This is a genomic window from Nonomuraea sp. NPDC052116, assembly GCF_040680035.1.
Lineage (GTDB): Bacteria > Actinomycetota > Actinomycetes > Streptosporangiales > Streptosporangiaceae > Nonomuraea > Nonomuraea angiospora_A.
Genome location: NZ_JBFAWA010000001.1, coordinates 38,087 through 62,021 on the forward strand (window position 1 = coordinate 38,087; position 23,935 = coordinate 62,021).

General features: G+C 70.9%; 21 protein-coding genes, 4 tRNA genes and 1 riboswitch. Of the genes, 10 read left to right on the forward strand and 15 right to left on the reverse strand.

Going from position 1 to position 23,935, the window contains the following annotated elements; genetic code table 11:
- Positions 1-28 precede the first annotated feature (28 nt).
- The 8 genes from AB0L65_RS00180 to AB0L65_RS00215 form a co-directional block, all read right to left on the reverse strand.
- Positions 29-1,024 (reverse strand): ribonucleotide-diphosphate reductase subunit beta, encoded by a 996-nt coding sequence (locus AB0L65_RS00180; protein ID WP_350722044.1) that lies wholly within the window; start codon positions 1,022-1,024, stop codon positions 29-31.
- A 10-nt stretch (positions 1,025-1,034) separates the two neighbouring features.
- The gene (locus AB0L65_RS00185; RefSeq protein WP_364239031.1) at positions 1,035-3,203 is read right to left on the reverse strand and encodes a ribonucleoside-diphosphate reductase subunit alpha; all 2,169 of its coding nucleotides are present in this window, start codon (positions 3,201-3,203) and stop codon (positions 1,035-1,037) included.
- A 124-nt stretch (positions 3,204-3,327) separates the two neighbouring features.
- Positions 3,328-3,523, reverse strand: a riboswitch (cobalamin riboswitch).
- Between the two features lie 4 nt (positions 3,524-3,527).
- Positions 3,528-4,475, reverse strand: coding sequence for a tripartite tricarboxylate transporter substrate-binding protein (locus AB0L65_RS00190; RefSeq protein WP_364239032.1), 948 nt, complete (start codon positions 4,473-4,475; stop codon positions 3,528-3,530).
- A gap of 76 nt (positions 4,476-4,551) precedes the next feature.
- Positions 4,552-5,322 (reverse strand): SAM-dependent methyltransferase, encoded by a 771-nt coding sequence (locus AB0L65_RS00195; RefSeq protein WP_364239033.1) that lies wholly within the window; start codon positions 5,320-5,322, stop codon positions 4,552-4,554.
- A 58-nt stretch (positions 5,323-5,380) separates the two neighbouring features.
- Positions 5,381-7,201: a glutamine--fructose-6-phosphate transaminase (isomerizing) gene (glmS, locus tag AB0L65_RS00200; protein WP_350722052.1), complete on the reverse strand. Its 1,821-nt coding sequence runs from the start codon at positions 7,199-7,201 to the stop codon at positions 5,381-5,383.
- Positions 7,202-7,214: 13 nt separating this feature from the next.
- Positions 7,215-7,502, reverse strand: a complete 288-nt coding sequence (locus tag AB0L65_RS00205; RefSeq protein ID WP_350722054.1) for a hypothetical protein — start codon at positions 7,500-7,502, stop codon at positions 7,215-7,217.
- 68 nt (positions 7,503-7,570) lie between these two features.
- Positions 7,571-8,317, reverse strand: a complete 747-nt coding sequence (locus AB0L65_RS00210; RefSeq protein WP_364239034.1) for an ABC transporter permease — start codon at positions 8,315-8,317, stop codon at positions 7,571-7,573.
- Positions 8,307-9,140 (reverse strand): ABC transporter ATP-binding protein, encoded by an 834-nt coding sequence (locus tag AB0L65_RS00215; RefSeq protein ID WP_364239035.1) that lies wholly within the window; start codon positions 9,138-9,140, stop codon positions 8,307-8,309. The genes AB0L65_RS00210 and AB0L65_RS00215 overlap by 11 nt, the downstream gene beginning before the upstream one ends.
- 58 nt (positions 9,141-9,198) lie before the next feature.
- Between AB0L65_RS00215 and AB0L65_RS00220 the strand changes: the two genes are divergently transcribed.
- From AB0L65_RS00220 to AB0L65_RS00250, 7 genes are all read left to right on the forward strand, one after another.
- A complete protein-coding gene (locus tag AB0L65_RS00220; protein WP_364239036.1) occupies positions 9,199-9,807 on the forward strand; it encodes a TetR/AcrR family transcriptional regulator in 609 nt (202 codons plus the stop codon).
- A gap of 64 nt (positions 9,808-9,871) precedes the next feature.
- A complete protein-coding gene (locus tag AB0L65_RS00225) occupies positions 9,872-12,112 on the forward strand; it encodes an N-acetylmuramoyl-L-alanine amidase (RefSeq protein WP_364239037.1) in 2,241 nt (746 codons plus the stop codon).
- Positions 12,113-12,203: 91 nt separating this feature from the next.
- Positions 12,204-12,275 (forward strand) — tRNA-Gly (locus tag AB0L65_RS00230).
- 16 nt (positions 12,276-12,291) lie between these two features.
- Positions 12,292-12,362 (forward strand) — tRNA-Cys (locus tag AB0L65_RS00235).
- A 49-nt stretch (positions 12,363-12,411) separates the two neighbouring features.
- Positions 12,412-12,483 (forward strand) — tRNA-Gly (locus tag AB0L65_RS00240).
- Positions 12,484-12,505: 22 nt separating this feature from the next.
- A tRNA-Val gene (locus AB0L65_RS00245) sits at positions 12,506-12,580 on the forward strand.
- Between the two features lie 219 nt (positions 12,581-12,799).
- Positions 12,800-13,582, forward strand: coding sequence for a DUF899 domain-containing protein (locus AB0L65_RS00250; RefSeq protein ID WP_364239038.1), 783 nt, complete (start codon positions 12,800-12,802; stop codon positions 13,580-13,582).
- A 340-nt stretch (positions 13,583-13,922) separates the two neighbouring features.
- Here the strand turns inward: AB0L65_RS00250 and AB0L65_RS00255 are convergent, their stop codons facing one another.
- Positions 13,923-14,723, reverse strand: a complete 801-nt coding sequence (locus AB0L65_RS00255; protein ID WP_364239039.1) for a class I SAM-dependent methyltransferase — start codon at positions 14,721-14,723, stop codon at positions 13,923-13,925.
- Between the two features lie 360 nt (positions 14,724-15,083).
- Entirely contained in the window at positions 15,084-15,458 is a 375-nt protein-coding gene (locus AB0L65_RS00260) for a VOC family protein (protein WP_364239040.1), read from the reverse strand.
- A gap of 127 nt (positions 15,459-15,585) precedes the next feature.
- Here AB0L65_RS00260 and AB0L65_RS00265 point away from each other — a divergent pair, with 127 nt between their 5' ends.
- Positions 15,586-16,404 carry a hypothetical protein gene (locus AB0L65_RS00265; RefSeq protein WP_364239041.1) on the forward strand — a complete coding sequence of 273 codons (819 nt, stop codon included), beginning with the start codon at positions 15,586-15,588 and terminating at the stop codon, positions 16,402-16,404.
- A 31-nt stretch (positions 16,405-16,435) separates the two neighbouring features.
- Here AB0L65_RS00265 and AB0L65_RS00270 read toward each other — a convergent pair whose 3' ends face one another.
- Genes AB0L65_RS00270 through AB0L65_RS00285 form a run of 4 tightly spaced genes read right to left on the reverse strand, consistent with a single transcriptional unit; the run spans position 16,436 to position 20,342 of the window.
- Positions 16,436-16,747 (reverse strand): DUF6401 family natural product biosynthesis protein, encoded by a 312-nt coding sequence (locus AB0L65_RS00270; protein ID WP_364239042.1) that lies wholly within the window; start codon positions 16,745-16,747, stop codon positions 16,436-16,438.
- Between the two features lie 27 nt (positions 16,748-16,774).
- Complete coding sequence (gene pcaC, locus AB0L65_RS00275) at positions 16,775-17,896, reverse strand: 4-carboxymuconolactone decarboxylase (RefSeq protein ID WP_364239043.1); 1,122 nt, start codon at positions 17,894-17,896, stop codon at positions 16,775-16,777.
- On the reverse strand, positions 17,893-19,158 hold the full coding sequence (locus AB0L65_RS00280) for a lyase family protein (RefSeq protein WP_364239044.1): 1,266 nt from the start codon (positions 19,156-19,158) through the stop codon (positions 17,893-17,895). Before AB0L65_RS00280 ends, pcaC begins: the two co-directional genes overlap by 4 nt.
- Before the next feature lie 29 nt (positions 19,159-19,187).
- Positions 19,188-20,342, reverse strand: a complete 1,155-nt coding sequence (locus AB0L65_RS00285) for a 4-hydroxybenzoate 3-monooxygenase (RefSeq protein WP_364239045.1) — start codon at positions 20,340-20,342, stop codon at positions 19,188-19,190.
- An 80-nt stretch (positions 20,343-20,422) separates the two neighbouring features.
- On the opposite strand from AB0L65_RS00285, the gene AB0L65_RS00290 reads away from it, so the two are divergent.
- Entirely contained in the window at positions 20,423-21,190 is a 768-nt protein-coding gene (locus AB0L65_RS00290) for an IclR family transcriptional regulator (protein WP_364239046.1), read from the forward strand.
- On the opposite strand, the gene AB0L65_RS00295 is transcribed toward AB0L65_RS00290, so the two are convergent.
- Entirely contained in the window at positions 21,159-22,919 is a 1,761-nt protein-coding gene (locus tag AB0L65_RS00295; protein ID WP_364239047.1) for a thiamine pyrophosphate-dependent enzyme, read from the reverse strand. The genes AB0L65_RS00290 and AB0L65_RS00295 overlap by 32 nt on opposite strands.
- A gap of 87 nt (positions 22,920-23,006) precedes the next feature.
- Here AB0L65_RS00295 and AB0L65_RS00300 point away from each other — a divergent pair, with 87 nt between their 5' ends.
- Positions 23,007-23,900: an NAD(P)H-binding protein gene (locus AB0L65_RS00300; RefSeq protein ID WP_364239048.1), complete on the forward strand. Its 894-nt coding sequence runs from the start codon at positions 23,007-23,009 to the stop codon at positions 23,898-23,900.
- Positions 23,901-23,935: the final 35 nt, after the last annotated feature.

Genomic DNA, 23,935 nt, shown 5'->3' on the forward strand with positions numbered 1-23,935 from the left:
GGAGACTGCACGCCTATGCCCCCAATGTCTAGAAAGACTCGTCAAAGGTCACATTGCCCTCAACTGCCACTTGATACGCAGAGACACGCCGTTCGAAGAAGTTGGCCAGCTCCTGCACGTCCTGCAGCTCCATGAACGCGAAGGGGTTGGCCGAGCCGTACCTCGTGGGCAGGCCCAGCCTGGCCAGCCGCTGGTCGGCGACATATTCCAGGTATTGGCGCATCTGTGCGACCCCCATGCCGGGCATGCCGTCCCCGCAGAGGTCCTCGGCGAAGGCCAGCTCGGCGGCCACGGCCTCCTCCACCATGAGGGTAACCTGTTTCCCCAGGTCGTCGTCGAAAAGGTCGGGTTCCTCGGCCCGCACGGTCTCCACCACGCTGAAGGCGAACTCCATGTGCATGGACTCGTCGCGGAAGACCCAGTTCGTCCCGGTGGCCAGGCCGCCGAGCAGGCCCCGGGAGCGGAACCAGTAGACGTACGCGAAGGCCCCGTAGAAGAACAGGCCCTCGATGCAGGCGGCGAAGCAGATGAGGTTGAGCAGGAAACGCCGGCGGTCGTCCCGCGTCTCCAGGCGCTGCAGCTCGTTGATCGAGTCGATCCACTTGAAGCAGAATTCCGCCTTGTCGCGGATCGAGGGGATGTGGTCGATCGCGGCGAAGGCCTTCACCCTTTCGGCGGGATCCGGCAGGTACGTGTCCAGCAGCGTCAGATAGAACTGGACGTGCACGGCCTCCTCGAACAGCTGCCTGCTGAGATAGAGGCGCGCTTCAGGGGCGTTGACGTGCTGGTAGAGATTGAGCACGAGGTTGTTGGCCACGATGGAGTCGCCGGTGGCGAAGAACGCGACCAGCCGGTTGATCAGGTGCCGCTCCTGCGGCGTCATCCTGGCCAGGTCGGCGAGGTCGGTGTGGAGATCCACCTCCTCGACGGTCCACGTGTTGCGGATGGCCGCACGGTAGCGTTCGTAGAAGTCCGGGTAGCGCATGGGCCGCAGCGTGAGGTCCATGCCTGGGTCGAGCAGCACAACAGTCTCCTTACTGGCAGGCTTCGCAGGTCTCGGGGTTCTCCAGGGAGCAGGCGATCGCCTCCGCGGCGGCCTCTGCGGGGGCCGCCTGGACGGTGGTCTGGGCGATGCGGGTGGCGGGCCGGGAGCGCAGGTAGTACGTGGTCTTCAGGCCCCGCTTCCAGGCGTAGGCGTACATCGACGAGAGCTTGCCGATGGTCGGGCTGGCCATGAAGAGGTTCAGGGACTGGGACTGGTCGATGTACGGCTGGCGCGCGGCGGCCAGGTCGATCAGCGCCTTCTGCGGCAGCTCCCAGGCGGTGCGGTAGAGCACCTTGAGGTCGTCGGGGATGCCGGGGACCGTCTGGACCGAGCCGTCGGCCCGCTTGATGTCGTCCCGCAGCTGCTGCGTCCACAGCCCGCGCGCCTGCAGATCGGCCACCAGATACCGGTTGACCTGCAAGAACTCGCCCGACAGCGTCTCGCGCTTGAACACGTTGGACACCTGCGGCTCGATGCACTCGTAGCAGCCGGCGATGGAGGCGATCGTGGCGGTGGGCGCGATGGCGATCATGAGCGAGTTGCGCAGGCCGGTGCGGGCGACCTTCTCCCGCACGGCGTCCCAGCGCGGCGTGCTCGTGACGTAGTGGTCCGGGTGCAGCACTCCCCCGGCCGCCCGCGTCTCCGCGTACGACGGGTGCCGGCCGCGCTCGGCCGCCAGGTCGGCCGAGGTGTCGTACGCGGCCAGCGCGATCTCCTCGGCGATCCTGGTGGACAGCTCCAGCGCCTCGGGCGAGTCGAACGGCAGCCGCAGCGTGAAGAACACGTCGGCCAGGCCCATGACGCCGAGCCCGATGGGCCGCCAGCGCCTGTTCGCCGCCTCGGCCTCGGGCGTCGGGTAGAAGCCCAGGTCGATGGTCCGGTCCAGGAAGCGCACGGCCGTGCGCACGGTGCCGCGCAGCCGGTCCCAGTCCAGGTCGCCGTCGAGCAGGCAGGCGGCCAGGTTGATCGAGCCGAGGTTGCAGACCGCGGTCTCGGCGTCGCTGGTGACCTCCAGGATCTCGGTGCACAGGTTCGACAGGTGGATGACGTTCCCGGGGCGGCCGGTCTGGTTGGAGGTGCGGTTGGCGGCGTCCTTGAAGGTCATCCAGCCGTTCCCGGTCTGGGCGAGCGTGCGCATCATCCGGCCGTACAGGGTCCTGGCCGGGATCTGCCGGACATGTCGCCCGGCGGCCTCGTACGCGCGGTACGCCCGCGTGAACGCGTCACCGTACAGGTCGGTGAGGTCGGGCACCTCCTTCGGGTCGAACAGCGACCAGACCTCGTCCGCCTCCACCCGGCGCATGAACTCGTCGGGCACCCAGTTCGCCAGGTTCAGGTTGTGGGTGCGGCGGGCGTCCTCGCCGGTGTTGTCGCGCAGCTCCAGGAACTCCTCGATGTCGGCGTGCCAGGTCTCCAGGTAGACGCAGGCCGCACCCTTGCGCCGCCCGCCCTGGTTGACGGCCGCGACGGACGAGTCGAGCGTGCGCAGCCACGGGACGATGCCGTTGGAGTGGCCGTTGGTGCCCCGGATCAGGGAGCCGCGCGAGCGCACCCGCGTCCAGGCGATGCCGATGCCTCCGGCGTACTTCGACAGCCGCGCCACCTGCCCGTACCGGTCGTAGATCGCCTCCAGCTCGTCGCGCGGCGAGTCGAGCAGGAAACACGACGACAGCTGCGGGCGGCGCGCGCCCGAGTTGAACAGGGTGGGCGAGCTGGGCAGGTACGACAGCGTGGACATGAGCGCGTAGAGCTCGGCGGCCTCCGCCACCGACTCCGACAGCCCGCAGGCCACGCGGAGGAAGAAGTGCTGCGGGCGCTCCAGCACCGCCCGCGTCTCGGGGTGGCGCAGCAGGTAGCGGTCGTAGACGGTGCGCAACCCGAAATACTCGAACCGGTCGTCCGCCTCCACGGAGACCAGCGCGTCCAGCTCGGCGGCGTGCGCGGCGACGAACTCCGCCAGCCCGTCCTGGATCAGCCCGGCCGCGTGGGTGGCGGCGATGGACTCGGAGAACGTCCGCACCCCGTGCGCGGCGGCCTCGTCGGCGATCTCCTCGGCCAGGAGCCGGGCGGCGACCCGGGAGTTGGCCGGGTCGGTGATGACCCGGGCGGCGGCCTCCTCGATGGCCAGACGGCGATCGACCTCGATGATCTGCGTCACGTGCTCTCTCCTCGCGAGCTCGTCCCCCGTGAGGGCGCGCGAGAGCACGGCGGCGCGGATCATCCCCCGGCCGTTTCGCTCCCCGGCCCTCCCGCGAGGCCATGGTCACTTCGTGCCGGGCGGGCGGCCCGGGCACACCGCTGGCAGGTCTTCGGGCTCGCGGGCGCGCGCATCGCTCCTACTGGCCGTCGCTTCCCAGATCGCTCCAGTGCACCTGACGGCGGTCGTTCCCGCTCACCGCTGCGGGGCAGCCCCGGAATCACACCGGGTTCCCTTTTGCTCCGCCTCCGGAGAGGCGAACCAGCGACGAGCAGGATCCTACATCTAGTGGCCGTTCCCGCAACTACCCCAGCATGTTGTGGCTTTGGTGGCACCGAGCAGACCGAGATCCCGCAGGACGGCGCGGGTGCGCTCGACCTCGGAGCCCAGCCACTGCTTGAAGTCGGCGCCGCTGAGCGGGATCGAGATCCAGCCCGCGGACCGGCAGGCCGCCTCCCAGTCGGCCGACCCGGTCACGTCCTCGCACATGCGGATGGCCGATTCGCGGCTCTCGTCCGGCATGCGCTCGGGCCCGAAGGCCGCCGCCCAATCCGTGAAGTCGACCCGTACGCCGGACTCCAGCAGCGTCGGCGCGTCGAGGCCGGGCACCTGCCTGGCCGAGGACACCGCGAGCGCCTTGACCTGGCCGGCCTTGATGCTCGCGCGCCAGTCGGCCAGCGGGCCCGCGGCCGCCGCGGCCTTGCCGGACAGCAGCGCGGTGACGGCCTCCTGGCTGCTGGGATAGCCGGTGTAGTCGAGCTGGCGGGTGTCGGCGCCGAGCCCCCTGGCGATCAGGCCGAACAGCAGGTGGTCGGGCTCGCCCTGGGGCCCGCCCGCCAGCTGCGTCTGGCCCGGACTGGCGAGCAGGTGGGCGCCGAACGCCTCGAAGTCCCCGAACGGCGAGTGGACGGGCACGACCACGACCTCGACCTCGCCGGCGAGCCTGGACAGGGGGGTCGCGGTGTCCAGGAGGGTCTGGGCGTTGTTCAGCTCGGCGGCGGCCAGCGCGGGCAGCCCGCTCACCATGATCCTCACGCCCGCGCCGCTCTCGTATCCGGCCGCCCGGGCCGCATCGGCGAACGCCTGCCCGACGCGCTCCCAGCGGCGCCCCTGAGGGCTGATCGAGTATCGGGCGCGCAGGCCGGCCGCGCTCCCGGCGAAGCGCTCCGTCCCGCAGCCGGCCGCGCACGCGGCCAGGCCCAGCCCCCATGCGAAGAACCGCCGACGGCGCATGTGCCTCTCCCCCGAGCATCGCGAGTCATCGCTCACTCTAAGTTATCGACACAATACGCAGAGATACACATATCTCTTATAGTGGCTTTTTGCCGACCCCGGCCATCAGGGACGACGGCAGCGACCAGTCCCCCACCAGCTTGGGCCGGTCGGGACGCCAGTCGACGGCCTGCACCAGGCCCGGCGGCTCCAGCGGGAAGTCGCCGAAGAAGGCGCGGATCTCGGCGGGCGTGCGGTCGGTGCCGCCGCTCGGATCGTCCGAGGAGGCGCCCCGGTAGCGCCGCCCGTCCTCCAGGCGGCCCATCGAGGTGGCGTGGGTGATCACCAGGTAGCTGCCCGGCGCCAGCCGCTCGCGCAGGGTCGCCAGAGCCTGCCGCGGCCGCGCCGAATCCGGCAGGAAGTGCAGGATCGACACGAGCAGCACCCCGACCGGCCGGCGCAGGTCCAGGAACCCGCCCGCCCCCGCCAGCACCGCGTCGGGATCCAGGAGGTCCGCCTCCACGAGCGCGGCCCTGCCCGAGTGTCCGAGCAGGGCCGTGGCGTGTGCGGCGACGACCGGATCGCGATCGACGTAGACGACCCGGGCCTCGGGCGCCACCTCGTGCGCGCTGCCCTGGGTCGGCAGCCCGCTGCCGAGGTCGAGGAACTGCCGTACCCCGGCGGCGGCCACGTAGCGCACGGCACGCTGGAGGAAGGCCCGGTTTGCGCGGGCCAGCGGGACCGCCTCCGGGATCAGCTCGGCGAGCTGCTCGATGGCCTGGCGGTCGACCGCGAAGTTGTCCTTCCCGCCGAGCATGTAATCGTACATGCGTGCGAGATTGGGCCTCTCAGCGTCGAACTGCCGCACGTATCGAATTTATGTCGTCCGCAGCAAGATAACGAGGTTTGAGGCCAAATTAGCCTGTTTATTCAACCGTGACGCTCTTGGCGAGATTGCGAGGCTTGTCCACATCCCGGCCGAGCGCCACCGCGGCATAGTACGCGAGCAGCTGAAGCGGGATCGTGAGCAGGATCGGGTCCAGCTCGATCTCGTTCTTGGGGATCACGATCACGTCGTCGGCCAGCTTGACGTCGGGCTCGCGGTGACCGACCATGAGCACCTGCCCGCCGCGGGCGCGGATCTCGCCCAGCGTGGTGAGGTTCTTGTCGAGCAGCTCATCGTCGGGGACGATGGCGACCGTCGGCATGTCGGGGCCGATCAGCGCGAGCGGCCCGTGCTTGAGCTCGCTGGCCGGGTACGCCTCGGCGTGCACGTACGAGATCTCCTTGAGCTTCTGCGCGCCCTCCCTGGCCACCGGGTAGCCGCGCACGCGGCCCACGAACATCATGCTCGGGTGCTTGGCGTACTTCTGCGCCAGCTCGGCGATCTTGTCGCTCTGGGTGAGGATCTCCTCGATCTGCCCCGGCAGCCTGCGCAGGCCGTCGACGATGCGCCGCCCGTCGGCGGGCGACAGGTCGCGCACCCGGCCCAGGTGCAGCGCGAGCAGCGCGAACGCCAGCGACGTCGAGGTGAACGCCTTGGTCGAGGCCACCGAGACCTCGGGACCCGCGTGCAGGTAGATGCCGCCGTCCACCTCGCGGGCGATGGCGCTGCCGACCGCGTTGACGATGCCGATGACGCGGCCGCCCTTGCGCTTGAGCTCTTGCACGGCGGCGAGCGTGTCGTACGTCTCGCCCGACTGGCTGATGGCGACGTAGAGCGTGTCGGGGTCGACGACCGGATTGCGGTAGCGGAACTCGCTGGCGGGCTCGGCGTCGGACGGGATGCGGGCCAGCTCCTCGATGAGCTGTGCCCCGATCTGTCCCGAGTAGTACGCGGACCCGCAGCCGATGATCTTCACCCGGCGGAAGCCCCGCGTCTCGCGGGCGTCCATGTTGAGCCCGCCCAGGTGGGCCACGTGGAAGCGCTCGTCGAGCCGGCCGCTCATCGTACGGGTGATCGTCTCGGGCTGCTCGGAGATCTCCTTGAGCAGGTAGTGCTCGTAGCCGCCGGTGTCGTAGTGGCCGGCGTCCCAGTCGACGGTCAGCGGCTCCTTGGCGGTCTCGCGGGCGTCGCTGGCGAAGGTGTGGAAGCCGTCGGCCTTGAGCACGGCCAGCTCGCCGTCCTCCAGGTGCACGACCTGGCGCGTGTAGCGGACGAGCGCGGCCACGTCGGAGGCGGCGAACATCTCCTTCTCGCCGATGCCCAGCACGATCGGGCTGCCGTTGCGCGCCACGACCACCTCGCCGGGGCGTTCGCGGTCGATGACCGCGATGCCGTACGTGCCGACGATGCTCTTGAGCGTCTTCCTGACCGCCTCCTCCAGGGAGTCGTTCTCGTCGGCGGCGCGCGCGATCAGGTGCGCGAGCACCTCGGTGTCCGTCTCGGAGGCGAACACCACGCCGTCGGCCTCCAGCTTCGCGCGCAGCTCGCCGGCGTTCTCGATGATGCCGTTGTGCACGACCGCGATGCGCTCGTCGGAGGACAGGTGGGGATGGGCGTTCTCGTCACTCGGCACGCCGTGCGTGGCCCAGCGGGTGTGCCCGATGCCCAGGGTGCCCTTGAACCTGGCCGGCACGACCTTGGCCAGGTCCGCCACGCGGCCCTTGACCTTGCGTAGCTTGAGCCCCCGGTTGGACACCACGACCCCGGCCGAGTCGTACCCCCGGTACTCCAGACGCTGCAGGCCCTCCAGCAGGATGGGCGCCGCGTCCCGTGGGCCGACATAGGCCACGATTCCGCACATCGAGGTCTCCTCTTCATCCGTAGACGATCCTGCGCAGCTGCCGCAGGGACAGCTCCGGTGCCGCGACCCGCCGACCGCGTAATTCGGCGGCGATCCTGGGGAAGATCTCGTCGTTGGTGTGGCCGACCGTTTTCAGCTCGGCGTGCCGGCGGCGGACGTACTCCTCGACGGACTCGGAGAAGTACGACAGCACGTCGGCGATCACCTTCGCCGCCTCACCCGGGCCCAGCGGGCTCGTCTCGGTGAGGTGGACGATGAGGTCTTCGTAGGGATGTCGTGCCGGGGACACAGACGAGGACATTACGCATCTGGAACGAGACACTTCAACTTCCTGCCCGAAATCGGGCAGGAATTAACTCGAACGCCTGTCTAGAGCAGGCTGCCGCGGCCCCAGCCCCTGCCGAAGCGCCACCAGGCGAAGGCTCCGGCGGCGAGACCGAGGCCGACGAGGACGGTCGCGGGGCGGGCCGTGCCCGCGACGTCGCCCCTGACGGCGGCCTGGAGCATGGTGGTCGCCCAGTATCCGGGCGAGATCGGCGCGATCGCCTGCGCCCAGGCGGGCATCATCGCGTACGGCACCAGCGCGCCGCCCAGCGCGCTGACCGACAGCGCCGCGATGTTGCAGAGCGTGCTCAGCTCCCCCTGGCTGCGCACCACCCCGGCCAGGGCCGTGCCGACGCCGAGCAGCGCGAAGCACCACGCCGCCACGGCCAGGGCCAGGGCCGGCGGCCACGCCGTCCCGACCGGCCGCAGCCCCACCACGATCATCCCGTACGCGAGCAGCACGACCTGCTGGAGGACCAGCACGGCGAACACCGGCAGGGCCTTGCCGATCATGATCTCCGGGACGCGGGCCCTGGTGGTCCTGAGGCGGTCCCAGGTGTGCCAGGTGCGTTCGGCGAGGCCGGCCGTGGCCACATCGGCCATCGACAGCACCGAGAACATGACCAGCAGGCCCGTCACGACCTGGGCGGGCTCGCGCAGCATCGACTTGAAGACGAGCATGAGGACCATGGGCATGACCAGGTAGCTGACCAGGTGGGCCGGGTCGCGCCGGCGCAGGAGCACGTTGTGCGCGGCCAGCACGGCGATGCGGTGCATCGTCTCACGCGGCATCCGCGGGCTCCTTTCGGAGATCTTCGTAGAGGTCGTCGAGCGACGGCTGGCGGATGTCGATGCCGCGCACCGGGCGGTCGAGGTCGCGCAGCAGGGCGGCCAGGGTGGCGGTGGGGTCGGTGGTCGCGACCGTGATCTCGTCGTCGTCCAGGGTGACGCGGACCTCGCCAGGCAGCCCCTTGAGCAGCTCGGCGCCCGTGCCCCTGGCGATCACCCGCCCGCTCCGCGCGACGGCGATCGTGGCCTTCAGCTCGGTGAGCTCGGGGAGGTAGTGCGTGCAGTAGACGACCGCCGCGCCGCCGTCCGCCCTGCGGCGCACCGCCGCCAGGAGGGCGGTGCGGGTCTCGGGGTCGGCGCCCGCCGTGGGCTCGTCGAGCAGGAGCACGTCCGGGTCGGGCAGGAGGGCGGTGGCCGCCTGCGCGCGGCGCTGCTGGCCGCCGGAGAGCACGCTCACCCGCCGGTCGAGCACCCCGGTCAGCGCCAGTTCCTCCGCCACGGCTTCGACGGCCCCGGCCAGCGCGCGCCGCCGCAGCCCGGCCAGCCCGCCGAACAGCCGCAACGTCTCCCGTACGGTGACGCTGGGGTAGAGGGCGAGCTGCTGGGGCGCCATCCCCACCTCGCCCCGCACCGCGACACGCCCGGCGTCCGGGCGTGCCAATCCCGCGGCGATCTCGAAGAACGTCGTCTTGCCCGCGCCGTTGTGGCCGACCAGCCCGACGATCTCGCCCGGCTCCACCCGCAGGTCGAAGCCGTCCAGCGCGGCGACGTCGCCGTACCGCTTGACCAGCCCGGCCGCCTCCACCAGCCCGCTCGTGCGCGCCATCAGCCCATGCCCCTTCCCAGTCTACGATGTAGACTGCTCTACACTGTAGACTGACGCGGTGCGGAAGCTCAAGACCTCCCGGCAGCCGGAAATCCTCGACGCGGCCCTCGCCATCGCCGACGAGCGCGGCCTCGAAGCCCTGTCCATGCGGGCCGTCGCCGAGCGGGTCGGAGTAACACCCATGGCCCTGTACGGATATTTCCGGAACAAGGATGAGCTGCTCGACGGCCTCGTCGGCCGCCTGCTCGACCGGCTCGCGCCCGGCGATCCCGGCCAGACCTGGCAGGAGCGCCTGGGTGCGATCGCCTGGGCCACCCGGCGGCTGGCCCGCGAGCACCCGTCGGTCTTCCCGCTCCTGCTGCTGCGCACCTCGGCGACGCCCGACGGGGTCCAGGTGGTCGACCAGCTCTACCAGGCGCTGCTCGACGCGGGCGTGCCGGAGACCGACGTCCCCCGGATCGAGCGGCTGGTGAGCACGTTCGTGATGGGGTTCGCGCTCTCCGAGGTGAGTGGACGCTTCTCCGACGCCTCCCGGGACATCAGGCTCAGCCGCGGCGCCGACGCGCCCGCCCACCGCCGTTTGGCCGGGCATCTGACGCCCGATGACTGGGATGCCGAGTTCGCAGCCGATCTGGCGGATCTCATGCGTATCATCCGACCCGTCTGACCCATCCCTTTCTGGGAAAGGTTACGGTGAGTAGTCGTATCGTGACCTTCCTGGGGGAGATGTCATGCGCCTCTGGCTCGCCGCCGCCCTGACCGCCGGCACGTTCACCGCGCCCGCGGACATGCCCGCATCCGGCTCTGCCCCAGCGCGACCGCCCGGCCTCGCCCTCGCGAGCTCCGGCCACCGGACCGCTCCTGCCCTCACGGGCCCACCCGGCCTCTTCCCTTGGGGTGTGCCCGGACCCGCGAACCCTTCCGGGCGGCAGGCCGAGTTCGCCGCGGCCGCCCGGGAGTTCGGGGTGCCGGAGAGCGTGCTGCTCGGCGTCTCGTACCTGGAGTCCCGCTGGGACGCGAACGGCGGGTCGCCGAGCACGGCGGGCGGCTACGGGCCGATGCACCTGGTGGACGCGTTCCCCGCCGACACGCTCAGCCCCTTGAGCGCCGCCGCCCAGGACACGCATGCCTTCTCGACCGGGGGCGGGCACGCGTGGCCGATCGGTGACGCGCTCGGCGACGCCAGGGGGGACGACGCCCGCCCGCTGGCCCGTACGTTCGCCGAAGCCCCTCCCGCGTCGGCGCTGAGCGCGGCGCCGCCGCCCACCACGCTGCCCGAGGCCGGGCGCCTCATCGGCGCGGACCCCGCCCGGCTGCGCACCGACCCGGCCGCCAACATCAGGGGCGGCGCCGCCCTCCTTGCCTCGTACCAGGACCGCCCGAGCGGCAACCCGGCCGACTGGTACGCGGCCGTCGCCCGCTACTCGGGCGCGGAGGACGCGGCCGCGGCACGTGAGTTCGCCGACGAGGTGTTCTCGGTGATGCGGGAGGGCGCGCGGCGGCGTACCGACGACGGCCACCTGGTACGCCTCGTACCCGTGCCCAACCTCCCCCACCCCGTCGCCGCCACCGCCAAGGACCCCGCAACCGCCAAGGACCCCGCAACCGCCAAGGACTCCGCCGCCGCGCCGCCCGTGGTCAACGAGCAGACCGACAACGACCCACCGCCCCCGTACGACGACCAGTACGACACCTTCTTCGGGGAGGAGACCGGGACGGACGATCAGACCGACTCTGACGAGAACTGGACAGAGCCCGGCAACGTGGAGAAGACCGGAAACGGCGGGCAGGTGGAGTGCCCCAGTTCGCTCTCCTGCGAATGGATCCCCGCCGCCCACGAGCGCTTCGGCAGGAAGAAGAACCGGGACTACGGCAACCACGACCGCCTGAGCCGGTCCCGTTCCGTCGACTACATCGTCATTCACGACACGGAGGGCTCCTACCAGGGCATCCCGTCCTTGATCCGCAACCCGAGGTACGTGAGCTGGCACTACACGATCCGCTCCCGAGACGGACATGTCGCCCAGCACGTGGCGACCAACGACATCGCCTGGCACGCGGGCAACTGGGACGTCAACACCCGTTCGATCGGGATCGAGCACGAGGGCTACCTGGCCAAGGGCACCTGGTACACGGAGGCGATGTACCGTTCGTCGGCCAAGCTGGTCAGGTACCTGGCCGGCAAATACCGCATCCCGCTCAACCGGGCGCACATCCTCGGCCACGACAACGTCCCCGGCACCACCCCGAAGATGGTCGCGGGCATGCACGAGGACCCCGGACCGTACTGGGACTGGTCCCACTACTTCGACCTGCTGGGCAAGCCGCTCAAGGGGGTGCAGAGCGGTAACTCCATCATGATCCGCCCCTCGTACGACACCAACCGGCCCCGCTTCACCGGCTGCGTCGCCGTCAAGCCGGACAAGGCGTGCCCGGCGCACGGCGCCGCCACGGTCTGGCTGCACCAGGAGCCGCGCGAGTCGTCCCCTCTGGTCAACGACCAGGGCAAACATCCGGGCAAGCCCAGCACGTACAGCGTGTACGACCACAGCGCCCGCGCCTCCACCGGCCAGCGCTTCGCGGTGGCGGACCGGCAGGACGACTGGACGGCCATCTGGTACCTCGGCCAGAAGGCCTGGTTCCACAACCCGCCCTCCGACCCCACCGCCGTCCCCGCCAGGGGCCCGCTGGTGACTCCTCTCAGGCCGAGGACCAGGGTGTACGGCCGCGCGTTCCCCGAGCAGTCCGCCTACAAGCTGGCGTCGTACCAGCCGCTGGCCCCGCTCCAGTACAAGATCGGCCCAGACCAGACGTACACGGTGGGTGACACGATCACCGGCTCCTACTACTCCGCGGGCGCCTTCAGCCCGGCCAAACACGTCACCACAACCGGACAAACCCGCTACTACCAGATCCAGCTCGGTCACCGGATGATGTTCGTCATGGCCAAGGACGTGCGCCTGATCCGCTGAATTTCGCCCCGCAGGCTACTCAGTGCGCACGGGCACTCCAGGAAGACGATATGGTTTTCCCGTACCCCGGCGCACGTCGCCCGGGGTTAACGCGGAAGTGGCTCAGTGGTAGAGCATCACCTTGCCAAGGTGAGGGTCGCGGGTTCGAATCCCGTCTTCCGCTCGGAGCAAGACTCCAGGGTGGAGTGGCCGAGAGGCGAGGCAGCGGCCTGCAAAGCCGTCTACACGGGTTCAAATCCCGTCTCCACCTCGGCGACCGGCGGACCCCTCGGGATCCGCTAAAGTAAAGGCAGCGCCACGCGGAAGTGGCTCAGTGGTAGAGCATCACCTTGCCAAGGTGAGGGTCGCGGGTTCGAATCCCGTCTTCCGCTCTGAGTTTCTCTAACTCAATATGGACGATTAGCTCAGCGGGAGAGCGCTTCCCTGACACGGAAGAGGTCACTGGTTCAATCCCAGTATCGTCCACCACCATAAGAAGGCCCCGGGTGCGACCAGCATCCGGGGTTTCTTACTGTTCCGGTGAGCATGGGTGCGCGCTGACTTCTGAGTGAGTGTTCGATTCTGTGAGCCGGATTCGGCCCCGGACGCCCCTGCCGCGATGAGTTCCGGCCTGGTCGCGGGTCTGTTCTGGTGACCGTCGTAGGGCGTCTTACGACGCGCCCGGCACGAGATACCACGGAGAACCCCATGACGACCACGCCGAGTGACCCGACCACCGCGCTGCCCGGCCGCCCGCCCATCGTCGACCTGGCCACCTGGCAGGCCGCCCGTGACGAGCTTCTGGTCCGCGAGAAGGCCCACACCCGCGAGGGCGACGCCATCGCCGCGGCCCGCCGCCGGCTGCCGATGGTGGAGCTCGACGGGACGGTCGAGGTCGTCGGACCTGACGGCCCGATCCCGTTCCTGGACCTGTTCCAGGGCCGCGACGAGCTCGTGGTCTACAAGCACATGTGGTACGACGGCGCGCCGCACCAGGGGCAGTGCGAGGGCTGCACCACCACGGCCTGGCACCTGAAGGACGCCGTCTACCTCAACGCCCGCGGCGTCTCGTTCGCCATCCTGACCACGGGCCGGTGGGACGAGGTGGCCTCATACGTCGAGTTCATGGGCTACACCCAGCCCTGGTACTCGGTGCGCGGCGTGGAGGAGCCGGTCGGCGGCAGCATGGGTTACCTCACCTGCTTCCTGCGCGACGGCGACCGCGCGTTCCTCACCTACTCCACGACGGGCCGTGGCAACGAGCGGGTCAGTGGGTCCTTGGGCCTGCTCGACATGACGCCCTACGGCCGCGGCGAGGCGTGGGAGGACAACCCCGAGGGCCGCCCCGAGGGGCGCAGCCCGTCCTGGAGCTGGCGCTCGGACGCGGACGGGAACGCCGTCTGGGGCCCGACCAGCCGCCCCGTGCCGCAGTGGACCCGACCCGGCGCGACCCCCGTGCAGACCCTCGGCCGGCAGGGCCACCACCACTGACGAGCCTTCGTCGATGGGACGATGCGAGGGCCGCCCGCGCGCTCGGTCAGTGGGGTGGTGTGGGCCGACAAGCTGGGTACGCAGGCCGGTTCGTCCGTGACGCGCGCAAAATCTGGGACCTGACCGTGGGACCGCCGCCACCTGGCAGCTGAGGCAACCGCCTCACCCGCTGACCCAGTTCACGGCCCCTCTCTGGGACCGGCGCAGGACCTCTTCGGTTGGAGGGCGCCGGGAGGATGAGCAGCGCGAGCGGGCGGCGGGCCTCGGGCACGGTCGGCGCGATGTGCTCGCAGTCGCAGGCGGGTCGGCCGCGGTCACCCGTGCCCCCGGACGTCGTCACCTACGAGGACGCCGCGCAGTACTGCCAGACGAATTCCAGCCACGGCGGGGCCACCCCTGTGAAGTGCGCCCAACTGCCCTGTTCGGCACCGGGGTAGTCACCGCTGACCTCAGAAAGGAACGTCAGCGTGAAGCCTTCCCGGATCAGGCTGTTGACTATCCGGCTCAGCGTCTGCCTGTACTCCCTGGGTTCGTGGATTCGACGGCTGGCCTGCTCGCGGTCGTAGACCCAGGCCTGGTCGGGATAGCTGGTCGCGGCCTCGTCCGTGTAGGAGTGCTTCAGCGTGTAGCCCTCCCCGTTCCACGAGTGGTGCGTGAGCCCGGAGAAGAACGGGTTGGCACACATCAGGTAGTAAAAGCCGCCTTCGTCGACGACTCTCGCGACCTCGCGGAAGACGATCCGGGAGTCCGGGACGAAGGTCAGCGAGTACGGATGCCAGACCAGATCGAACGAGGAGTCGTCGAGGGCCGACAGGTCCCGCATGTCCCCTTGGATCGTGCGGATGCCGACGCCGTAGTGCTCGGCGGCCAAGCGGTCCCGCTCCAACTGCCCGGACGAGATGTCGAGAACCGTCACGTCGGCTCCGAGCAGAGCGAAGGCCGCCGACTGCTGCCCGCCTCCTCCCGCCAGGCAGAGCACCTTCCGGCCCGCCAGGTCGCCGTCGACACCCAGCCTCTCCAGACCCAGATAGGCCTGGGCCTTCTCCGCGTCCAGGTCGAGCATGGGACGGGTGAACAACGCGTCCGCCTCCACAAGGGCTTCCCAGCGGTCCTCGTTGTAGTGGTAGACCTCGTCCTGCACGGCAGAAACCCTATCTGTCGCCCAACGGCCGGGACGAACCATATTCGGCCGGGCCTTGCTTACGGACCCGACCGGAAGGCCGAACCGGGCACCAAAAATGATCTCCTTTCGGACGGGATGAGCGCCGGATGGAGTTTCTCCTCGGAGACCGAGATGGGCACGTCCAGGCGTGTCCTTGAGCCACACCTTCGCAAAGAGACCAGAGACGATCCCAACCGAGGCTCCCGCCACGGGCGCCAGCGTGACCGCTTCGCCGATCCCAGCCGGCCTCGCATCGCATCGCATCGCCTCGCCTCGCCGAGAAATTCCGGCTTCCTGTCGGGCAATCAGGGGGCCCGCCGCACCTACCCTGACCGGGGGTCAGGGCCAGGTCCTCGCCTCCGCCTCGAACCGGTCGCTCTCCGCGGGCAGCACGCAGAGCAGGTGCCCGCCGGGGGCCCGCAGGATGCGGCACTCCTGCCACCGCGACACCTCCGTCGCGCCGAGCGCCAGCAGCCGCCGGGTCTCGGCCTCGACGTCGTCGGTCTCGATGTCGAGATGGAATCTCGGCGCGTCGTCCACCGCCTGGACCGCCACGTCGAGGCCGGGAACGGCACCGTGCAACGAGGTGAACTGCTCGTACCCGGGAAGCGGGCGCGCGCTGACCCCCAGCGCCGCAGCCCAGAACGCCGACGCCTGCTCGGCCTCGGAGGCGGGGGTGTCGATCAGAAGGGCATAGACCCGGCTGCGATGCATGTCGATCATCTTAGCCTGGGAGAATATGTCCGAAATGTCGCCTTATGCGAAGTTTCGACTGCTCTGTGTGCATACACAGTTTTTGTACGGGTAGCGCCGTTGCAGTGGCTCCTCACAGGAGGAAACCGTGGACATCAACATAGGCCAGGGCATCACGGATGCCTGGCGGCAGATAGCGACGTTCGTTCCGAAGCTTGTCGCGTTCCTGGTCATCCTCATCATCGGATGGATCGTGGCCAAGGCGCTGCAGAAGATCGTCGACAAGGTGCTCGAGCGCGTCGGCTTCGACCGGGCGGTGGAGCGCAGCGGCGTGCGGCGCTGGCTGGAACAGAGCAAGTACACCGCCCGGAGCCTGCTCGCCAAGATCGTCTACTATGCGATCCTGCTGGTCACCCTTCAGCTGGCCTTCAGCGTGTTCGGGCCGAACCCGATCTCGTCGATGCTGAACAGCGTGGTGGGCTGGCTGCCCTCGGCCCTGGTCGCCATCGTGATCATCGTGGTGGCGGGCGCGATCGCCATGGGAGTCAGGGACATCATCGCCGGCGCGCTCGGCGGGCTCACCTACGGTCGCTGGGTGGCGACCGCCGCGGCGGTCTTCATCTGGGCGCTGGGCATCATCGCCGCGCTCAACCAGATCGGGGTGGCCACCACGGTCACGACTCCGGTGCTGGTCACGGTCCTCGCCACCGTCGGCGCGATCGTGGCGATCGGCATCGGCGGCGGGCTCGTCCGCCCGATGCAGCAGCGCTGGGAGCGCTGGCTGAGCCGGATCGAGCGGGAGGCCCCGCAGGCCAGGGCGCACGCGGAGGCGTACCAGCGAGGGCGTGAGGACGCCCGCACGATGACAGGGGAGCCTGTAAGCACCACCCCGGCGACCCCGGGAGCTCCGGGTGCTCCGACCACTCCGCCGAGCACCCCGCCGCGCTCCGAGATGCCTCCGGACTGAGCCGTCCGCCCGCCTGACCCGGGCCGGGCGGTCAGGCGGGGAGGCCGTCTTCCAGGAAACCCGCTTCGCGGGCCAGCCAGCAGACCGCCGTCAGCCGGAGCGCCGCCGCATCCGGCTCGCCGGTGAAGACCCAGGCGCGCTCCCGCAGCTCGTCGAGGAAGCCCAGCAGGTAGTCGCCCAGGGTCTCCCGGTCCAGCGGGATGGCGTCGCGCAGCACCGCCGCATGCTGGTCGACCGCGGCGACCAGGCCGGGGTCGCCGTCCATCCGGGCGAGCTGGGCGTCGCCCAGCGTGTTCATCAGCCAGCGCAGGGGCGAAACCGCCCAACCCTCCTCAAAGACCACCAAACAACCTTAAAGCATCTCCCAAGGTCAGCGGGCCTCCGCGTCGATGTCGGCGAGCGTGCGGCGGGCCACCGCGAAGGCGGCGTTGGCGGCCGGAACCCCGCAGTAGACGGCCGTCTGGAGCAGCACCTCCTTGATCTCCTCGCGCGTGAGCCCGTTTCGCAAAGCCGCGCGGACGTGCATGGCGAGCTCCTCCATCTGCCCCCTGGCCACGAGCGCGGTGAGCGTGACGCAGCTGCGGGCGCGCCGGTCCAGGCCGGGCCGGTTCCAGATGTCGTTCCAGGCGTAGCGGGTGATCAGCTCCTGGAAATCGCGGGTGAAGTCGGTGGTGGCGGCGACCGCCCGATCGACGTGCGCGTCCCCGAGCACCTCCCGCCTGGTCCGCATGCCCGCCGCGAAGGCGTCCTCGGCGGACTCGTCGCTGCGCAGGTGGCCCAGGACGGCGGCGGTCACCGCGTCGGGGCGCTCCACGTTGGCCAGGTGCGAGGCCCTGGGCACCACCGTCAGGGACGCGCCCGGGATGTCGCCGGCCAGCGTGAGCGCGTGGTCGAGCGGCGTGGCCGGATCCTCGGAGCCGGCGATCACCAGCGTGGGCGCGGCGATCTCCCCCAGGCGGCCGGTCAGGTCGAAGGCGGCGATGGCCTCGCAGCAGGCCGCGTACGACTCGGCGTCCACCTCCACGAACCGGTCGAACACCCCCTGGCCGTCGAAGCCGGGGGTGAACCAGCGGGCCTTCAGCGTCGGCACGAGCGCCGCGAGGCCCTCGCCGCGCACCAGCGCCGCCCGCTCCAGCCACGGCCCCGGCTCGCCGAACCTGGCCGACGTGCAGCACAGCACCAGGCTGCGCACCCGGTTGCCCGCTTTGACGGCGACGGTGGTGGCGATCGCGCCGCCGAGCGAGACGCCGCCGACCGCGAACCGCTCGTCCCCGACGAGCTCCAGCACGGCCCGCGCCAGGTCGTCGACGGTGAACCCGGCCGCGGCCGGGGCCGAGCCGCCGTGGCCCGGCAGGTCGTACCTGAGGACCCGCCAGGACTCGGTGAGCGCGGGGAGCTGGGGCTGCCAGATCTCCATCGTGGTGCCGAGCGAGGGCCCGAGCACCAGCAGCGGCGCGCCGGCCGGGCCGTCGATGCGGTGGTGGAGTTTCACGGTTGCTCCCGGTAGGTGGCGAGGATGCGATCAACGAGCTCGGGGGCCGCCCCCAGGTAAGCCGCAGGATCGAGCAGTTCGGCGTGGTCCTCCAGCGGACCCTCGGCGGACAGCGCCTCGTCGAGCGCCTTGCGGTCGAGGTGGGCGGCCAGGCGCTCGGCGAGCAGCCGGCCGCCGGTCAGCTCGGCGTTGGCCCGCATCCGGTCGGGGAAGACCCGCAGCCCGGCCACCAGCTCGGCGGCGGTCTCGGCCGCGCCGCCCGTCAGGCGCAGCGCCTCGCGCAGGGGCAGCCACTCCGCCTGCCAGGCACCCGCGGCCCGCTCGTGCTCGCCGATCTGCCCGAGGATCTGCGCGTACGCGGGCACCTGGAACGCGGCCGACCGGACCAGGACGGACAGGGCGGGATTGCGTTTCTGCGGCATGGCCGACGAGGAGCCGGCCGACGACTCGGCCACCTCCCCCACCTCGGTCTGGGCCATGAGGACGATGTCGGTGGCCGGTTTGCCGAGCGCGCGGGCCGTGGCGGTGAGCGCCGCGCCGAGCTCGGTGACGGGAGAGCGCTCCGCGTGCCACGGCATCGGGGGCGCCGCCAGCCCGATCTCCTCGGCGAACACCTCGGCCAGCAGCAGCGCCGTGCCCGCATCGGCACCCCGCGCGCCCGCGTGCTCGGCGAACGCGGCCAGGGTGCCGGCCGCGCCGCCCAGCTGGGCCGGCAGCCGCAGCTCCCGGAGGCGGGCGCGGGCGCGCATGAGACCGGCCAGCCACCCCGCCGCCTTCAGCCCGAACGTGGTCGGCACCGCCTGCTGCCCCAGCGTCCGCGCGGCCATCACCGTGTCCCGGTGCCGCTCGGCCAGCTCGCCGAGATCCCGCATGATCGCGCTCAGATCGCCCACGATGCCGCGGATCGCCCGCGTGGCCACCAGCATGGCGGCGCTGTCCAGGATGTCCTGGCTGGTCGCCCCCCGGTGCACGGACGACGCCGCGCCCGGCACGGCCCGCCGCAGGTCGGCCACCAGGGGCACGACCGGGTTGGCCGACTGGCGGGCCCGCCGGGCCAGGTCGGCCGGGTCGAGCACCAGCGTGGCGGCCGTCCTGTCGATGGCCGCGGCCGCCTCCGAAGGGATGAGCTCCAGCCGTGCCTGGGCGCGGGCGAGCGCCCCCTCGGCCTCCAGCATGGCCCGCAGCCAGGCCGCGTCCGAGGTGATCGCCTCCGCCCGCGTCCCCGCCCAGACCGGGGCGAGCAAGCCGCCGTCAGAACCCACGCGGTCCACCTCCTCAGTCAGGCCATCATTCACGGCAGGCCCACGTAGTTCTCGGCCAGGGTGGTCGCCGCCGCCTCCGACGAGGTCACGTAGTCCAGGTACGACAGCTGCAGCCGCCGCGCGTACGGGTCCTCGTCCTCGAACGTGTGCAGCAGCGTCGTCATCCACCACGAGAAGTGCTGCGCCCGCCACACCCGCTTCAGGCACGCGTCGGAGTAGCCGTCGAGCAGCCCGGTCGAGCCGTCGGCGAAGTACGCGGCCAGCGCCTCGGTCAGCACGCGGACGTCGGCCACGGCCAGGTTGAGCCCCTTGGCACCGGTCGGCGGCACGATGTGGGCGGCGTCGCCGGCGAGGTAGAGCCGCCCGTACTGCATGGGCTCGGCCACGAACGCCCGCATCGGCGTGACGCCCTTCTCCATGATCTCGCCGGTCGTCAGCGTGAAGCCGGGCACGCTCTCCAGCCGGGCCTTCAGCTCGTCCCAGATCCGCTCGTCCGGCCAGTCCTCGACCCGCGCGTCCGCCGGGACCTGCAGGTAGAAGCGGCTGACGGTGGGCGAGCGCATGCTGTGCAGGGCGAAGCCGCGCTCGGTCCTGGTGTAGATCAGCTCTTCCGACGAGGGCGCCACCCTGGCCAGGATGCCCAGCCAGGCGAAGGGATAGTCCCGCTCGTAAACGCTCAGAACGCCCTCGGGGATGGCCGGCCTGGACACGCCGTGGAAGCCGTCGCACCCGGCGATCACGTCGCAGTCGAGCCGCTCGCCGCCGAAAGTCAGGTAGGGATCGGACTCCAGCGAGTGCGCCTCCACGTCCGTGACCTCGAACCTGATGTCGCCGCCCGCCGCCAGCCTGGCCGCGATCAGGTCCTTGACCACCTCCTGCTGCCCGTACACGGTGATGGACCTGCCCGGCACGAGCTTCTCGAACGCGATGCGGTGGCCCGCGCCGCCGTACCTGAGCTCGATGCCGTGGTGCGGCAGCCCCTCGCGCAGCAGGCGCTCGCCGACGCCCGCCTCGACCAGCGTGTCCACCGTGCCCTGCTCCAGCACCCCGGCCCGCACCCGCCGCTCGACGTAGTCGCGGCTGCGCTTCTCCAGCACCACGGAGGAGATGCCGCGCAGGTGGAGCAAGTGGGAAAGGAGCAGCCCGGCGGGGCCCGCCCCGATGATCCCGACCTGAGTTCGCATGAGGGAAGCATCCTGCCTCGACCCCTGTTCAGCCGAGATGTCCCTTCCGCTCAGTGGAAGAACCGTGCAGGATTGGGCGCATGGCAGGCGGGGCCCGGGAGGGCGGGCGCTCGGTGACGTCCAAGGTGCTGGCCATCCTGGGCGCGTTCGACTCCGCCCATCCGCAGCTCACGCTGACCGACGTGGCCCGGCGCAGCGGGCTGCCGCTGAGCACGACGCACCGGCTGGTCGCCGAGCTGGAGGAGTGGCAGGCGCTGAGCCGCGCGCCCGACGGGCGGCTGCGGGTCGGGCTGCGGCTGTGGGAGCTGGGCCAGCTCGCGCCCGGCCGGCTCCACGACCTGGCCCATCCGTGGCTGCAGGAGCTGTTCGCGACCACGCGCGAGAACGTGCACCTGGCCGTGCGCGACGGGCTCGAGGTGCTGTACGTGGACAAGGTGTACGGCCGGCGGGCGGTGCCGATCGTGTCGCGGACGGGCGGCCGGCTGCCGATGCACCCGACGGGCGTGGGCAAGGCGCTGCTGGCGTACGAGCCGGACTGGTTCGTGAAGTCCTATCTCGCGCGCAAGCTCGAACGGCCCACCCCGCACACGATCACCGAGCCGGGCCGGCTGGCCAGGGAGCTGGCCGTCGTGCGGGCCCAGGGGTACGCGCTGACGTACGAGGAGATGACCCTGGGCACCTGCTCGGCGGCGGCGCCGATCCTGGTGGACGGGCGGCCCGTGGCGGCCCTGGGCATCGTGCTGTCCTCGCGGCGCGCCCGCGAGCTGCCCCGGCTGATCGACCCCCTGCTGAGCACCGCGGCGGCGATCGCGGCGGCTATTCCCCCAGCCGCTGGATCCGGTCCTTGAACAGGGTCGTGGCGATGGCCGCCTTGTGCGGCTGCCCCTTGAGGAACGCCTGCGCGAAGCTCTTCGCCTGCTCGTAGGTGACCTTGGCCGGCATGGGCGGCTCGTTCGGGTTCACGTCCACGTCCACCAGCGCCGGGCCGTCGTGCGCGAGCGCCTGGCCGATCGCCATGGCGACGTCCTCCGACTTGGTGACCTTGGCCCCGAACCCGCCGCACGACCTCGCCCAGGCCGAGAAGTCGGCCTCCGGCTCGGGGAAGCGCACCCCGTGCTCCGGGTAGCCGAGCACCATCTGCTCCCACAGGATCTGCCCGAGCGAGTTGTTGTTGTTGATGATCACCTTGACCGGCAGCCGCTGCTGGACCGCCGTCAGGAACTCGCCCATCAGCATCGTGAACCCGCCGTCGCCGACGTACGCGATGACCTGCCGTCCCGGGTAGGCGTGCTGCATGGCGATGGCGTACGGGAGCCCCGGCGCCATCGTCGCCAGCGTCCCGGACAGGTAGAACTGGCGCTCGCCGCGGATCGTCCAGTGCCGGGCGGCCCAGGTGGCGATGGTGCCGCTGTCGCAGGTCATGATGGCGTCGTCGGTGGCGAGCTCGTCCACGATGGACACGACGTACTGGGGCGCGATGGGAGCCCGGTCCGGGTTCTCCAGAGCGTCCATGTCGGCCCGCCACTTGACCATCATTTCCTGATATTTCCGCAGGTGGGCGGTGCGGTCCCGGGCGGTGAGCAGCGGCAGCAGCGCCCGCAGCCCCTCCTTCGCGTCGCACACCACGGGCACGTCGGTCGCGATCCGCGCCCCCGCCCTGGTCGGGTCCGCCTCGAACTGCACCACCCGCGCCCGCTCCGGCAGGAACTTGGAGTAGGGGAAGTTCGTGCCGACCATGAAGAGCACGTCGGCCTCGTCCATCAGCTCCTCGCTCGGCCGGGTGCCGAGCAGCCCGATCCCGCCCGTCGTGTACGGCGAGTCGTCCGGGATGACCGCCTTGCCGGGCAGCGTCTTGGCCACGGGCGCGCCGAGCGCCTCGGCCACGGCCAGCACCTCCTGCCGGGCGTGCAGCGCCCCCTGCCCGACGAGCATGGCGGGGCGCCGGGCGTTGTTGAGCACCTCGGCCGCCCACTCGATGTCCTCCTGGCGCGGAAGGCCGGACGGGCGCAGGTAGAGGGCCGCGGTCTCCGGCAGCCGCGCCGGGGTCACGGCCCGGTACGGGGCCATCCCCGCCTCGGCCACCTGCAGGTCGTTGGGCAGGGTGAGATGGGCGACCCCGCGCCGCGCATAGGCGGTCCTGATCGCCAGGTCCACCAGCGAGGGCAGCTGCGCCGGGTTGGTGATCATCATGTTGTACTCGGCCACGTCCTCGTACAACCGGTCGAGGTGCACCTCCTGCTGGTAGCCGGTCCCCAGCACGGACGTCTCCTGCATGCCCGTGATCGCCAGCACGGGCACGTGGTCCAGCTTGGCGTCGTAGAGGCCGTTGAGCAGGTGGATGCCGCCGGGCCCCGAGGTGGCCAGGCACACGCCGATCCGGCCGGTGGCCTTGGCGTAGCCGGTGGCCATGAAGGCGGCCGCCTCCTCGTGATGGACGAGGACGAAGCGCACCCGGTCACGGTGGCGCCGCAGCCCTTCCATGATGCCGTTGATGCCGTCGCCCGGCATGCCGAAAACGGTGTCGACACCCCACTCGGCGAGCCGCTCTACCAGGGATTCCGCTGCGATTCGAGCCATGGGAGCCGCACTACCCCGCTCCGCGGGTCGCAGACGCCTTTACCCGATTCCTTGTCATTTCTAGGCATTCGCGGGTAGAGGGGCGTCATGCGCATTCTGGTCACGGGAGCAACGGGCACGCTGGGCGGCGCCCTGGTGCCCGCGCTGCTCAGGTCGGGCCACCGGGTGCGGGCGCTGAGCCGCACCAAGCGCGAGACCCGCGGGAACGTCGAGTGGATGTGGGGCGACCTCGTCTCCGGCAACGGCCTCGCGGAGGCCGTACGCGACGTGGACGTCATCGCGCACCTGGCCACCGGCGGCCGCAAGGGCCGCGGCGCCGTGGACGTGACCGGGACGCGCAAGCTGGTCGCCGCCGCCCGCCAGGCGGGGTACCCGCACCTGCTGTACGCCTCGTGCGTCGGGGCCGGCAGCGTGGCCAGCGGCCACCTCCGGCACAAGCTGGAGGCCGAACGGCTGGTCTCGGAGAGCGAGCTGGGCTGGACGATCCTCCGTTCCACCCACTTCCAGCAGACGCTCGACCGGCGGCTGAGCGACTTCGAGTCGCTCCCCGTGCTCGCCGTGGACCGCTCGATGCCCTGGCAGCCGGTCCACACGGGCGAGGTCGCGGCCCGCCTCAACGAGCTGATCGCCGCGGGCCCCGCGATGGACGAGATCGAGTACGGCGGCCCCCAGGTGATCAACACGGACGAACTGGTCAGAACCTGGCTGGAGGCCAAGGGCCTGCACCGCCCCTGCCTGCCCGTGCGCTTCCCCGGCAGCCTGTACGCGGCCCAGCGCGCCGGCGAGCTGCTGACCGACGCCGAGCCCAAGGGCCGGATCACCTGGCACGACCACCTCTTCCCGCCGCAGGCCGAGGTTTCCGACGACTTCGCCTCGGAGCACACCGCCTCGCCCACCAGCCCCGCCACCCAGCCGGAGCAGGACCCCGACCTGCACGTCTACGGAGGCGACGAGGGCTACGAGCGCCCCACGCGCGGCTGACTCCTTTACGTAGTCGTTACGTAACGCCCCCTTGA

Bases quoted from the DNA above. Each gene is read 5' to 3' on its own strand.
- AB0L65_RS00190 (WP_364239032.1), bottom strand. From the start codon at position 4,475: ATGCGCCGTCGGCGGTTCTTCGCATGGGGGCTGGGCCTGGCCGCGTGC.
- glmS (WP_350722052.1), bottom strand. From the start codon at position 7,201: ATGTGCGGAATCGTGGCCTATGTCGGCCCACGGGACGCGGCGCCCATC.
- AB0L65_RS00205 (WP_350722054.1), bottom strand. From the start codon at position 7,502: ATGTCCTCGTCTGTGTCCCCGGCACGACATCCCTACGAAGACCTCATC.
- AB0L65_RS00210 (WP_364239034.1), bottom strand. From the start codon at position 8,317: ATGCCGCGTGAGACGATGCACCGCATCGCCGTGCTGGCCGCGCACAAC.
- AB0L65_RS00215 (WP_364239035.1), bottom strand. From the start codon at position 9,140: ATGGCGCGCACGAGCGGGCTGGTGGAGGCGGCCGGGCTGGTCAAGCGG.
- AB0L65_RS00225 (WP_364239037.1), top strand. From the start codon at position 9,872: ATGCGCCTCTGGCTCGCCGCCGCCCTGACCGCCGGCACGTTCACCGCG.
- AB0L65_RS00250 (WP_364239038.1), top strand. From the start codon at position 12,800: ATGACGACCACGCCGAGTGACCCGACCACCGCGCTGCCCGGCCGCCCG.
- AB0L65_RS00260 (WP_364239040.1), bottom strand. From the start codon at position 15,458: ATGCATCGCAGCCGGGTCTATGCCCTTCTGATCGACACCCCCGCCTCC.
- AB0L65_RS00285 (WP_364239045.1), bottom strand. From the start codon at position 20,342: ATGCGAACTCAGGTCGGGATCATCGGGGCGGGCCCCGCCGGGCTGCTC.
- AB0L65_RS00290 (WP_364239046.1), top strand. From the start codon at position 20,423: ATGGCAGGCGGGGCCCGGGAGGGCGGGCGCTCGGTGACGTCCAAGGTG.
- AB0L65_RS00295 (WP_364239047.1), bottom strand. From the start codon at position 22,919: ATGGCTCGAATCGCAGCGGAATCCCTGGTAGAGCGGCTCGCCGAGTGG.
- AB0L65_RS00300 (WP_364239048.1), top strand. From the start codon at position 23,007: ATGCGCATTCTGGTCACGGGAGCAACGGGCACGCTGGGCGGCGCCCTG.